Origin of the sequence: Vibrio sp. MMG023, from assembly GCF_021654215.1 — a bacterium.
In the GTDB taxonomy this organism is placed as follows: domain Bacteria; phylum Pseudomonadota; class Gammaproteobacteria; order Enterobacterales; family Vibrionaceae; genus Vibrio; species Vibrio jasicida.
Genome location: NZ_JAKFZP010000004.1, coordinates 39845 through 52626 on the forward strand (window position 1 = coordinate 39845; position 12782 = coordinate 52626).

10 protein-coding genes are annotated in these 12782 nt (G+C 45.3%); 6 read left to right on the forward strand and 4 right to left on the reverse strand.

Annotation, left to right across the window (positions count from 1 at the left end; genetic code table 11):
• Nucleotides 1-75: 75 nt before the first annotated feature.
• The 3 genes from L1076_RS13670 (at nt 76) to L1076_RS13680 (ending at nt 6555) form a co-directional block, all read left to right on the forward strand.
• The gene (locus L1076_RS13670) at nt 76-3681 is read left to right on the forward strand and encodes a transporter substrate-binding domain-containing protein (protein ID WP_237303790.1); all 3606 of its coding nucleotides are present in this window, start codon (nt 76-78) and stop codon (nt 3679-3681) included.
• The gene (locus L1076_RS13675; RefSeq protein ID WP_038868024.1) at nt 3678-4820 is read left to right on the forward strand and encodes an EAL domain-containing response regulator; all 1143 of its coding nucleotides are present in this window, start codon (nt 3678-3680) and stop codon (nt 4818-4820) included. Before L1076_RS13670 ends, L1076_RS13675 begins: the two co-directional genes overlap by 4 nt.
• 67 nt (nt 4821-4887) lie before the next feature.
• Nucleotides 4888-6555 carry a response regulator gene (locus L1076_RS13680; protein ID WP_237303791.1) on the forward strand — a complete coding sequence of 556 codons (1668 nt, stop codon included), beginning with the start codon at nt 4888-4890 and terminating at the stop codon, nt 6553-6555.
• A 37-nt stretch (nt 6556-6592) separates the two neighbouring features.
• On the opposite strand, the gene L1076_RS13685 is transcribed toward L1076_RS13680, so the two are convergent.
• Nucleotides 6593-6859 carry a hypothetical protein gene (locus tag L1076_RS13685; protein ID WP_237304069.1) on the reverse strand — a complete coding sequence of 89 codons (267 nt, stop codon included), beginning with the start codon at nt 6857-6859 and terminating at the stop codon, nt 6593-6595.
• 96 nt (nt 6860-6955) lie between these two features.
• Between L1076_RS13685 and L1076_RS13690 the strand changes: the two genes are divergently transcribed.
• Together L1076_RS13690 and L1076_RS13695 are read left to right on the forward strand one after the other, a co-directional pair.
• On the forward strand, nt 6956-8323 hold the full coding sequence (locus L1076_RS13690; RefSeq protein ID WP_237303792.1) for a nodulation protein NfeD: 1368 nt from the start codon (nt 6956-6958) through the stop codon (nt 8321-8323).
• A 9-nt stretch (nt 8324-8332) separates the two neighbouring features.
• A complete protein-coding gene (locus L1076_RS13695) occupies nt 8333-9124 on the forward strand; it encodes a slipin family protein (protein ID WP_237303793.1) in 792 nt (263 codons plus the stop codon).
• An 88-nt stretch (nt 9125-9212) separates the two neighbouring features.
• Here the strand turns inward: L1076_RS13695 and L1076_RS13700 are convergent, their stop codons facing one another.
• A complete protein-coding gene (locus tag L1076_RS13700; RefSeq protein WP_237303794.1) occupies nt 9213-9617 on the reverse strand; it encodes a globin in 405 nt (134 codons plus the stop codon).
• A gap of 287 nt (nt 9618-9904) precedes the next feature.
• Here L1076_RS13700 and L1076_RS13705 point away from each other — a divergent pair, with 287 nt between their 5' ends.
• Nucleotides 9905-10561, forward strand: a complete 657-nt coding sequence (locus tag L1076_RS13705) for an NAD(P)H-dependent oxidoreductase (protein ID WP_005452292.1) — start codon at nt 9905-9907, stop codon at nt 10559-10561.
• A 161-nt stretch (nt 10562-10722) separates the two neighbouring features.
• Here L1076_RS13705 and choV read toward each other — a convergent pair whose 3' ends face one another.
• Both choV and choW read right to left on the reverse strand, forming a co-directional pair.
• Nucleotides 10723-11907 carry a choline ABC transporter ATP-binding protein gene (gene choV / locus L1076_RS13710; protein ID WP_237303795.1) on the reverse strand — a complete coding sequence of 395 codons (1185 nt, stop codon included), beginning with the start codon at nt 11905-11907 and terminating at the stop codon, nt 10723-10725.
• 1 nt (nt 11908) lies between these two features.
• Nucleotides 11909-12751, reverse strand: a complete 843-nt coding sequence (gene choW, locus L1076_RS13715) for a choline ABC transporter permease subunit (RefSeq protein WP_038888377.1) — start codon at nt 12749-12751, stop codon at nt 11909-11911.
• Nucleotides 12752-12782: the final 31 nt, after the last annotated feature.

Consider the following 12782-nt stretch of genomic DNA (forward strand, 5'->3'; position numbering starts at 1 on the left):
TGGATGGATTTGGTGAAAACCTATACTATCCGCTCCCCTTTCGGCTTGAATTTCGTGATCGGACACACAAAAATAGTGAAAAAAATCGCATCGATTGCAATGTTACTTTTTACCCTATCGTTCAGTGCATTAGGCAGTGATTTCCTTACTCTGGAAGACAGGAAGTTTCTCGAAACTCAACAACGAATAAAAGTCGGCGTTTTAGAAGGCGATTGGCTGCCTTATTGGGGCGATCTTGATTCAAAAGAAGGCATCAACATCGAATATGCAGAAACCATGACGCATGATTTGAATGTGGAAGCCGAGTACGTTCCCTACCGAACCCTTAATGCTTTGTTCGATGCGCTAGAAGCAGGAGATATCGATCTCACTGTTGGCTTTGTCGCAACTAAAAAACGTGCCGAGCGCTTTTTGTATTCTGCCCCGATTTTCCAAACCCTTCGCTTGGTTTGGCTCAGAGACCTCGAACTAGAGAGCAAACCTCTACACGAATTAAAGTGGGTATGTGTAAAAGACTCCAGCGCTTGCGACCAAATCGAAGCTTTGGGATTCGAACACGTTCATACGGTTCGTAATACAATGATGATGACTACATCTTTAAGTACTGGTGCAGCCGACGCTGCAGTGGTTGGTTTATCGACCTTAAACTCTTATGGATTTAAAAACCCTAAAGGCGAACTGATCGGAAAAGTGGTTTACGATAGCGCTTTGGCGCCCGGACAAGTTACGATCTTTACGGCGAAAGAGTCTAAACAGTTGATGTCGATCGTTTCCAAGTATATTTCACACTCCAAAGAGTCTAAACACAGCCGGGTTCATATCGAAGCCAATATCAATATTCTACACAACGAATTAATGCTCGATATTCTAGAACAGCAGCAAGGTCATCAGACGGTTCGTTACACGATCCAAGATAATGTCTATCCCCTTTCTTATCTAGATCCGGAAACAGGTCAAATTAAAGGCTATGTTCATGATTTGCTAAAGTTAATGGAGCAAAAGAGCATGATCAAATTTGAGTATGTTCCAGCTAACGGTCGTGATGTGGATTTGATGTTGGAGGAACGTATCGTCGATTTACTCCCTGCTCGCAATATTGCGCTAACCGACAAGAAGCGCTTTATCACAACAAGATCCTTGGGCTTTCTACAATACGGCTATATTGAATCACTCAATTCACACGCACACGATGCTGTCGCGATTTTGGATCGATCTGGCAATTTTTATCCGCACTTTTTGGATTACTCCACTTATGAGTATTCATCTGTATATCGTGATTTCGATTACTTGATGGAAGCCTTCGAAAATGGTCAAGTTTCGCACGCCTTCGTCAATAAAAACTTAATCGACAATCATTTTTATGAAGGACAAGGGGTCAAGTTCAAAGCTGCAACGCCGCCCATCGATATTCAACTAAAGATAAAACTAGGCATGGAGTTACGAAAAGACTCAGAATTTCTGCGTCGAGTCTTAAATACCGTCTTAAAGATCACCACAGACGCAGAGTTGGAGCAATTGAAAGATCGCCATAACAAGGTGACAGTGAATTACGGTTTTGACAAAGAAATCGTAGCGATTTGGGCGCTGCTTGGCACATGTGTTTTGCTGCTTGCCGCGATCATTTACATCGTCAGAACTGGCGAACTCACGCGAAAGATTCGCCGCAAGGAATATGAGACCCAAATCCGACAGCGTCAAAACCAATGGCTGTCTTCGGTTCTGGACCATATCCCAAATATGATTTTGATTTCTGACGACGACCATAAACAGGTACTGGCGAATAAGCCGTTCCTTAATATGCTTAATCGTTGTAATTCAGACATCAGCATTGCGGAGCCTGAACGCGCTTACTTTTTGAAGCAGTTAAAAGACAAGGAATACCCATTGTCAGATGCGTCAGGCACGCCTGTTTTTCAATTGGGGAAACAGCACTTCAGGGTTCGTCGCCAACACCTAATTCATCCGTATGATGGGGTGCAATATCAAATGACGGTGTTTGACGATATCACTGAGTTAAAACAAAAACAGTGCGCGCTTAAAGAATCAAACATCAAAGCAATGCAAGCGATTGAAGCACGAGATCATTTCCTCGCCGTCGTAAGCCATGAGCTAAGAACGCCGATTGCAGCAATGTTGGGCTTAATGGAGCTCCTAGAACCCGAGTTAAAACGACGAGAAAGCAAAGAATTGCTTAGGAACGCCATGCTATCGGCTGAGCGTTTAAAGTTGCATGTGAACGATATTTTGGACTTTTCAAAAATTGATGCAGACCAGTTGCAGTTAGACATTCAAGTCGGAAACAGTTACCAAGAACTGGGGCCAATGTTGCGCAGCTTTGAAAAAGTCGTAGAACAAAAAGACCTAGCATTCCATGTGAAATGGACGCCAAGCCCGTATGCTTTTGTTGAGCTTGATTGGTTGCGCGTCAATCAAATTATGAACAACTTGCTAAGCAATGCAGTCAAATTCACTGAACAGGGCCACATCACGGTCAGTTTAAATATTGAACAAGACGCGTTGAAGTTGTCGGTTTCCGACAGTGGATGCGGAATGAATGACAGTCAGTTGGCTTCTCTTTTCCAACCTTTTGTTCAAGGAGACAAAAGTGTCAGTCGTCGCTTCGGTGGAACAGGGCTTGGTATGTCTATCGTATACAGCGTAGTCAAGATAATGGCCGGACATATCGAAGTAGAGAGCCAACCCGAAATTGGAACAACGGTATATATCCAACTACCACTGAAAAGCGAGGCACTTGAATTAACCGGACTTGGCCCTGTTTACACTGAAAATGCGTACATTCAGAAATGGCTAGAGTGTTGGCAAGTCACCTTGGATGAATTTGAAATGCGACATCACGAGATCAAAGCCGATTCAAACTACAGCAGCATCTACCCCGACTTGATTCACCAAAGGCTGGACACGAGTTCGATGGTTTACGACGCCCTTGAAGAGCGGCCAGGACAAGACTGGAAGGGACGAGTTTTTGTCGTTGATGATGATGTGATCAACCGATTACTTTTCAAGAGACAGTTTGAACGACTTGGGGTTGCCTGTGATGTAGCGAAAAGCGGTACAGAAGCGTTACGACAGCTTTGTGCCATTCACGATGATACACAACAAACGCCAGTCAGTTTGATCATCACTGATTGCCATATGCCAGAAATGGACGGCTATCAGTTAACTCAAACACTCAAACAAAACAACTCGCTGAAACATATCCCTGTCATCGCTTGTACCGCGGAAAACTCAAGGAATGTCGTGGAACGAGCAAGAGAGTTTGGTATAGAAGAAGTGTTATTCAAACCTTATAGCTTGGATGACCTACGTGACTTGTGTGAACAATATTTGGCATTGGAAATCACAGAAGAAGCAAGAAGCGCTTGGCTAAGTGCTTATAACCAAGAAGAGAGTATCGAAATGGCTCAAGTGGTTTGTGATGCACTATCTAGCGACATCGAGCTGATTGAATCCGGCAAAGAAAGCTTAAAATCAGTAGCGCATCGTATTAAGGGCTCGGCGGCAGCATTAAATCTCAACCCGCTACAAAACTTGGCCAAACAGTGTGAAACGTTAATTGGCACACCGCAGGAGGTACAGGCGAAACATGCCCTTCTGCAAGAGATGAATTCGATTGTAGCCATCACTAAACAATGGCTAACGCTTTGTGAGAGCAATACATGAACGTGTTGATTGTTGAAGACGACATTTTACAAGCAACAAATTTAAAGATTTTGGCAAACCGCTTAGTTGACGGACAAGTGAGCCTAGTCCATAGCGGTTCAAAAGTGTCAGAAGTGTGTGCTGGCGGCAACATTGACCTAATGATTTGCGATATTGACCTGCCCGACTTAAATGGTATCAACTTACTCTCAACATTGTCTGAGGAAATCAAACCAAAGGGTGTGGTGATATTAAGTGCGATGAGCAAAGACATTGTCGAGATCACTTACAACATGTGTTTATCCGCCAATTACGTATTTGTGCGTGCCATGACCAAACCCATCTCTTTTGAACAGTTACACGAGATTGTAACTGCATTTCAAAAACAGATGCAGCAATCGGAAGTAAAGCGACCTCAGATTCAACTCAATAACGAAGAGATTGAGCAGGCTTTTAATAACGGTTGGTTTGAAAACTATTACCAACCTCAATACACCACAGACGACAACACGCTGGTTGGTGTAGAAGCCTTGGTTCGCTGCCATCATCCGGTGCATGGCTTGCTTGCCCCTGTTGCGTTTTTGGATCAAATAAACCAACGCAACGAACTCGATCGTCTATTTTGGCTCGTGCTTCAAGAAGCACTACGTGATATCGCACATTTGGGTAAAGCGATTCATTTATCGGTCAACATGAACCAGAAATCACTCAGGGAGCCTATGAGTGAACGCTTTTTTGCTTTATGTACTGACTATGGCGTTGCCCCTGAACGCATCACCTTGGAACTGACGGAAGATGAAGTTTACGACTCAGGTGTGATCTCGTTGGCCAACCTCGCTAATTTACGTTTACGTGGCGTTGGTTTAGCTATTGATGATTTTGGGACGGGTTATTCATCATTAAGTCAGTTGGCGGTCTTGCCGTACACCGAGCTCAAAATTGATCGACAATTTATCAGCAATTCTTTGTCCAATTTCAAGAGCCAACAATTGACCATTTCAAGCCTGCAACTGGCGAAGTCATTGGGCTTAAAATCGGTTGCAGAAGGGGTCGAAGACGAAGATACCTTGCACTACTTGAATCAATTAGGAGTGGACTTGTATCAGGGATTTGTCGCTTCTAAAGCGATACCACTTGAAGCCTTAAAGAAGCTTGTATAACGCCTTTGTTCATTGCTGCTGACGAACCAGCAGCTTTGTTTAAACCATTAGACGATTACATAAAGAAATGAGCAGTAAATCTTTCTCTGAATACAATATCCTGATCGTTGACGATGCGCCTATTGTCGTCCTTACTCTTCGTAACATGCTGACTAAACTTGGCTTTTCGGATAAACGTATCTTTACAGCACGCTTAGCAAGAGGGGCAATTTCGATTGCGCACAAAGAGCACATCGATCTCATTATTTGTGATTACAACTTCGGTCGGGGTATGAATGGCAAGCAGCTCTTTGAAGAATTAAAACACCTTAAGCTCTTGAGCCATGACACGGTGTTTATTCTGGTAACAGGGGAAAGCTCTGCCACTATCGTACGTGCGATCATTGAGCTCAAGCCCGACGAGTATCTACTTAAGCCCTTTAACTCAATCACGTTAAAAGAGCGTATTTCAGGCGCAGTGAAGCGTAAAAATACCTTACAAGCCATCTATGAAGCAGAGTTGAAGAACGATGCTCATGCTGGCTTGGAAGCGTGCGACGAGTTAGCACCCTTCCACCCAGAATACTTCTTCATCATTGAGAAGTTCCGCGCCGATTTCTTAACGCGCCTAAAGCTGCATCACGAAGCCAAAATCGTCTACGAACAAGTCATCGAGCGTAAAGACGTGAATTGGGCAAAGATTGGCTTGGCAAATACCATGGTTGCGCTGGGTGAAGCAGACGAGGCAAAAAGAATAGTACTCGCCTTGTTAGAGGAGTCTCCGAACAACGTTGAAGTCCGCGAATGTGCAGCAAACTACACAATGCTTAACCGTGAGGTGCCAACTGCGATCAAACATTTGGAGCTTGCAAGCAGTTTGGTTGAGGGAAACTCGGAACGCGAACTTGTCATCGTGAATTTATGCTTAGCTGAGCATGACTATCATTCTGCTCTAATGCATTACCATGTATACATGGAAATCAACAAAGATACTTACAGAAACAATACCTACGCAAAGTTAAACCTGATTCGAATCCTTCTTTATTGCGCACGCAAACTCGAAGGAAGAAAAGACTTATTGGCTCAAGCAAAGAACTTGTTCAAATCCGTCATGTCTGGGCCGAAAAATAAAGCATTAAAAAATGAATTGGATTTGATTGCGGCACATATCGCGATTGAAGAGAACCAATATGTAGCAGCGTTTAAAGTGCTCAGTGATTTATATCACCGCAAACCATTCGCGCATTTTTACGCACAGTTTCATCTCGCGTGGCTATTACATGAAATGAACTTTGAGTCCGAGTTTACTCATGCAATCACATGGTGTTTTGAGAACTTACAAACCGATTCTAGTGATACCATTTTGTCGAGTAAAATTACACTTGGCCGCTCATTGGAAGCGGACAACGTTGAGCGACAGGCGTGGATGCAGGAACAATACAAAAAGATCCGCGCGGCAGAACAAGATTATCAATCTCTCATTGATGCCTTGATTGAGTTACAAGCACACTGCCCTTTACTGCGTACTGTGTGTATCAACATCATCAAGGTGCTGACTCGTGCATGGCCAACCAATAAGAACGCACTGCAAGTCGAAATCCTAATCAAGAAGTGCGATAACATCGTTAAACAACTTGTCTCTAGCGAAGAACTAGAAAGAAGCGGTTACGACAAGTTTCTTTTCCTAGCTCAAGATCGATGTCAGCAGATGTCCGTGGTGAACATACCACCTTCACAGCCAGAACTGACAAATTAGACAGCAAAAAGGGGCGCGATGCCCCTTTCATTTCGGATTACAGATTGAAGAAACGGTTAATCCAAGTCACCTCACCAAACGCAATCAAATCGTAGATAGTGAAGAACACTGCACAGATAACGGCAAGCTTCACCAATCGAATCGCAATTAACATCATAATTTCCAACTTATCTTCTTGTCTGAGTGTCGTTGATTCTTCGCAGTTTACTGGTTTTATTACGAACCACAACGCATGGAAACCCAGATTACGTGAGAAAGTGTGTATCACAGCGAACGTCCCACCTTTGTAAATTTGCTTATACATTTGGGTGCAAAGGATAAATCCATCCCCTCATCCACTCGTATCTATACTTTAAATAGTGTTTTCAATAAGTCCCAGTGGTAACACAAGGAGGGCTGTATGAAACAGATACGATTGTGGCTTCTTCCCCTACTCTTGTTTGCCAGCCAAGCGCTAGCGAACACCGTTTGGGTATTGCCTGTAAAAGGTGCGATTGGTCCTGCCCTGAGCGATTATCTGTCGCGAGAGATTGAAGAAGCTCAACAAAACGGCGTTGACCTCGTCATCCTAAAAATGGACACACCGGGCGGGCTTGATAGTTCAATGAGGGACATCATTCACGCCATCACCACCTCTTCCGTACCCATTGCAACTTGGGTTGGTCCATCAGGCTCTCGGGCAGCCAGCGCTGGTACCTACATTCTGCTCGCCAGTCATATCGCTGCGATGGCAGAAGCCACTAATTTAGGAGCCGCGACTCCCGTTACCTTGGGTGGCGCACCACAACAGCCGTCTTCAGACGAAGGTAAAGATTCAACAGATTCACAACCGGAATCCACAGAAAAATCCTCGGACGAGGTCCCTGCCAAAACCGCAATGGAAAAGAAAGTCATTAATGATGCTAAAGCGTACATCAAAGGCTTAGCGCGATTGCACGATAGAAATGCCGAGTGGGCAGAAAAAGCAGTCAGCATGGCGGCTAGTTTGGACGCCACCGAAGCATTAGAACTCAACGTCATCGACTTCATAGCCAACTCTCCCGAAGACTTGGTTAGCACTATTAATGGCACAGAGGTAAAAGTGAACGGCAAGCCATATAAGCTGACGTTAGATAACCCAACGTGGGTCGAGCGCGTCCCAGACTGGCGTGCCGAGATGTTGGCGGTGATCACAAATCCTAACGTGGCTTACATCCTGATGCTGATTGGTATTTACGGACTGTTATTAGAGTTCTACAACCCTGGTATCGGCTTGCCGGGTGTGCTCGGTGGGATATGTTTGTTACTCGCCATGTATGCCCTACAAATGATGCCAGTGAACTACGTTGGTTTAGGGTTACTGCTGCTCGGCATTGCTCTAATGATTGCTGAAGCCTTTAACCCGAGCTTTGGCATACTCGGCTTAGGTGGTGTCGTTGCGTTTGTTCTCGGCTCAATCTTCCTAATGGACAGCGACATCCCCGGCTTCCAAATCGCTCTGCCACTAATCATTGGTATCGCTGTTTTCTCTGCTGGCTTAATCGTTATTACCGTTGGCTTGCTTCTTAAAATTCGCAGCAAAAAAGCCACCACCGGACTAGAAACCTACCCGGGCAAACTCGCTGTTGTGAGCGATGATTTTGTTGATGGAACGGGGCTTGTCCAACTGGATGGTGCTTTGTGGCAAGCCAAAGCTGATGCACAGCTCAAACAAGGAGACCACGTCACCGTGGTAACCATAAAAGGGTTGACCTTAACCGTGAAACCCAGTGACCGCCCTAAGGAATAGGAGGCGCTTATGATGCTCTACACTATTGCCGTTATCATTGTTTTATTGGTTGCACTGGCAACGCAAATGTTCAAGGTGCTGCGTGAGTACGAGCGCGGCGTGGTGTTCTTCCTCGGTCGCTTCCAAGAAGTAAAAGGACCGGGTTTGATCATCTTAATTCCTTTCATTCAACAAATGGTTCGCGTTGACTTACGTACCATCGTCTTGGATGTCCCGACTCAAGATTTGATCACCCGTGATAACGTATCAGTCAGAGTCAACGCCGTGGTTTACTTTCGAGTTGTCGACCCACAAATGGCGATCAATAACATCGAAAGCTACAGCGATGCCACCAGCCAGTTAGCACAGACAACGTTACGTTCTGTACTTGGTCAGCATGAACTGGATGAGTTGCTTTCTGAGCGCGAACGCCTCAACAAAGATCTGCAATCCATCCTCGACCAGCAAACTGACGATTGGGGTATCAAGATAGCAACGGTTGAGGTGAAACACGTTGATCTGAACGACAGCATGGTGCGCGCCCTCGCCCGCCAAGCCGAAGCAGAACGTAACCGTCGCGCGAAGATCATCCACGCAACTGGTGAGTTGGAAGCCTCCAACAAACTCAGAGAAGCCGCCGAGATGTTAAATAAAGCACCTAACGCGTTGCAGCTTCGATACATGCAGACGCTCACTGAAATCACCACAGACAAGACATCGACCATTATCTTCCCGATGCCGATTAATCTCGTCGAAGCGGTCTCCGATATCGCCAAAGCAGCGAAGAAGAATCAAGGAGAGTCGGAAGAAGGGAAAGAGTAAGCCTAGTAGCCGCTATAGAGGCAAGTAGAAAAAGGAAAAAGGGAGTAGCTGTGTTCTACTCCCTTTACGAATTCAACATTGATTGAACTTAAGCATGGGTGCACTCTTTCTTCATGATCGCTAAACCCGTCTCAAAGCAGTGACGCCACGCGAACTCCACCCTTTCATCAAAGTCAGGATCACATTGAGCGACGGTTTCTAACAGGCTTTCAAACCAGACATCGATATCTTCAGGAGCGACGCCAATATTGTTGTGTCCATGCTTATTGCCATATTTACGCATCATGTCACGAGCGTCTGTTGAAGTATCTGCCATCATCACAAACACAATAGACCCTTTAAGCATCCGGATTTGCTTCTTCATGTCCACGCGATCGAACTTTTGTCTGAAGTTTTCACCTTTCGACCAAAAGTTCTCGTAGAACAAATCAAAGAAGTCCTCATGGGTAACACAGCGTTCATAGCTGTCGTTAAATACCTCGATTACGTTCATACCCTAACCTCCAACCAACTTATCTATTTTCATTATGAATGTAATTTAATAATCCTACCAAGCTTGTTGGTGGTTTCCGCGGTTTCTGAACGTCGGCGTGCGGAGAATGCTAACCTGCCTGCTAGCCGTTCAAATTCGATTTTCAATAAAAAATAGAAAGTGATTTAAACGAAACACGTATTATCAATTCGATAAAAGTCGATATTATGGACTCACTTTCGAGGTACGCATGGTTGTCGATGCTAAGCGCATCCTCATTTGTCTAATAATATTAAGAGGATATAAACGTGTCTCATCAAATCATTACAGACCTAAACAACCGTTACACAGCTAAAAAATACGACGAAGAGAAACGCATCTCTCAAGAAGATATGGCAATCATCAAAGAAGCAATCCGCCTATCTGCGTCTTCTATCAACTCTCAGCCTTGGAAATTCATCGTAATTGAGAGCGACGAAGCGAAACAGCGTTTCCACGACACGTTTGCTAACATGCACCAGTTCAACCAACCGCACGCTAAAGCAGCATCTCACACTATTCTGCTAGCGTACGATCCAAAATTCACTAAAGAGAAGTTCGCGAAACGCGTTGATGCTGAAGTAACTTCTGGTCACCTACCAGCAGACATGTACGACATGTTCATGGGTGCTTACGCATTTGCTGAAGCAAACACAGATGAGAACGGCTACAACGGTGGCTGGACGAAAGCGCAAGTTTACATCGCGCTTGGTAACTTACTGCACACACTAGCGCGTCTAGGTATCGACTCTACTCCGATGGAAGGTGTTGACCCAACATTGATCGGCGAAGAGTTCAAAGCAGAACTAGATGGTCACGTATGTGAAGTTGCACTAGCAATCGGCTACCACAAAGACGGCGAAGACTACAATCACGGTCTACCAAAAGCACGTCTACACATGGATGACGTAATTACTACTCTTTAATGAGTATCGTCTCCTAGGTCCTTGGTTCCTAGCCTAGAACCTAGCTATCTAAATCATTGTTCAAATTGAAAGAGCCGTACTTCTTAGTTTCCAGTCTAAGAGTACGGCTCTTTTTTATTTTGCAGAGGGGGAATCTACAAACGTTTTGATATAAGAGACAACTACGCCACTTGCTTGGACCTAAAGTTGCCAAGCAGTGCGTCATACAACTCGTTGTCACTCAGTACGCCCACTAGCTTGTTCTCTTCTACTAACAAGATAGGTTGATTGCTGCGTTGCTTTAGTTCAATCGCCTCACGCATGCTGATGTCTGGGTTAGCTTGAACGACCGTGCTTTCGCCGATGTCGTCGAGTGTGGTTGAATCGCTTTCCCAATTCACCAACGACTTATCGGAATCCACTAACGTGACGCCTTTCGGTTCTTGCTCGACCCAAATCTGCTTATCTGCACACACCAATACGCGGTCATTCTGCTGCTTAAGCTCAGTGCTGGCTTGCATCAGTGAACGACCTTTCAATACGTTAAGCGGATTAGTGTGAGCCACAAAGTCCGCCACATAGTCGTTTTCTGGCGCAAGGATGATTTGCTCAGGCTTGCCGTGTTGAATCAGTTTACCCGATTCCATAATGGCAATGCTGTTGCCGATTTTCAGCGCTTCGTCTAGGTCGTGGCTCACAAACAAAATCGTCTTGTTGAGCTTCTCTTGCAGTTGAATCAGTTCATTTTGAAGCTGAGCGCGAATCAAAGGATCGAGCGCAGAAAACGGCTCATCCATTAGTAGGATGTCGGTATCCATAGCAAAGGCGCGAGCTAAACCAACACGTTGCTGCATACCGCCAGAAAGCTCATGCGGGAATTTGCTCTCCCACTCGCTCAGCCCAACCATTTCTAATTGCTCGCGTGCTTTTTCACGACGTTCAGCTTTGCCAATGCCCTGCATCTCAAGACCAAACGCCACGTTATCCAATACCGTTGACCACGGCATTAGCGCGAACTTTTGGAACACCATCGATACGCGATGAGTACGCAGGTTACGTAAAGTCTGCTCGTCACAATTGGCAAGCTCTACCATGTCGTCGCCATCTTTGATTTTGAGAGAGCCACGAGAGATCTCATTCAAACCATTAACGGCACGAAGCAAACTGGATTTACCCGAACCGGAAAGCCCCATCAGTACACAGATCTCACCTTGTTTGACGCTCATTGAGACTTTATCAACACCAACCACTTGCCCGGTTTCATCAATGATCTCTTGGCGAGACTTGCCTTGGTCGAGTAACACTAATGCTTGCTCTTGCTGCTGACCAAACACGACGTCGAGGTTTTCAATCGTAATTGCGTCCATGTTATGCCTCCTTTTGGTTTGGCGCTTTGCATAGGCGATCGAGAATAATCGCGACCAAAACAATCGCTAAACCGGCTTCAAAGCCTTGGGAAATGTTCACAGTGTTCAGTGCTCGCACGACTGGTTTACCTAGACCATCGGCACCGACTAGCGCAGCAATCACCACCATAGAAAGCGACAACATAATGCACTGGGTAATACCCGCCATAATGCTTGGCAATGCTGCTGGGAGTTCGACTTTGAATAGCAATTTCATGCGGCTTGCACCAAACGCTTTACCCGCTTCAATCAGCTCTTCTGGCACTTTGGTGATGCCAAGGTAAGTCAGACGAATTGGCGCGGCGATAGCAAAGATAATGGTGGAAATCAGACCTGGTACGATACCTAAACCAAACAGTACCAATGTTGGGATCAGATACACAAACGTTGGTACGGTCTGCATTAAATCGAGTATCGGGCGCAGTAAGGTATACAACCACGGGCGATGCGCCGCCATGATGCCAAGCGGCACGCCAATTAATACGGAAATCGTTGTCGCAGCGAAGACGAGAACAAAGGTTTCCAGCATTTCTTGCCAGTAGCCGAGATTAAGAATGGTCAGCAGCGCCAGCACGATAAACACAACTAAAGGAATGCTGCGGTGTAGGAACCACGCAATCGCTGCGGTCATGATGATAGGTGCTGCCGGTGGCATCCATTTGAAAATATCCACCACGAATAGAATGATGGTTTCGAGAAAAATAGAGATAGCATCAAAGAAACCCGACGCGTTCATGGTTAACCAATCCACGCCTGTTTCCATCCATTCACCCAACGGAAGTTTGTTGTCCGTAATAAAATTCACAATAAAACCTTTGTGTTAAAAGGCGGGCATC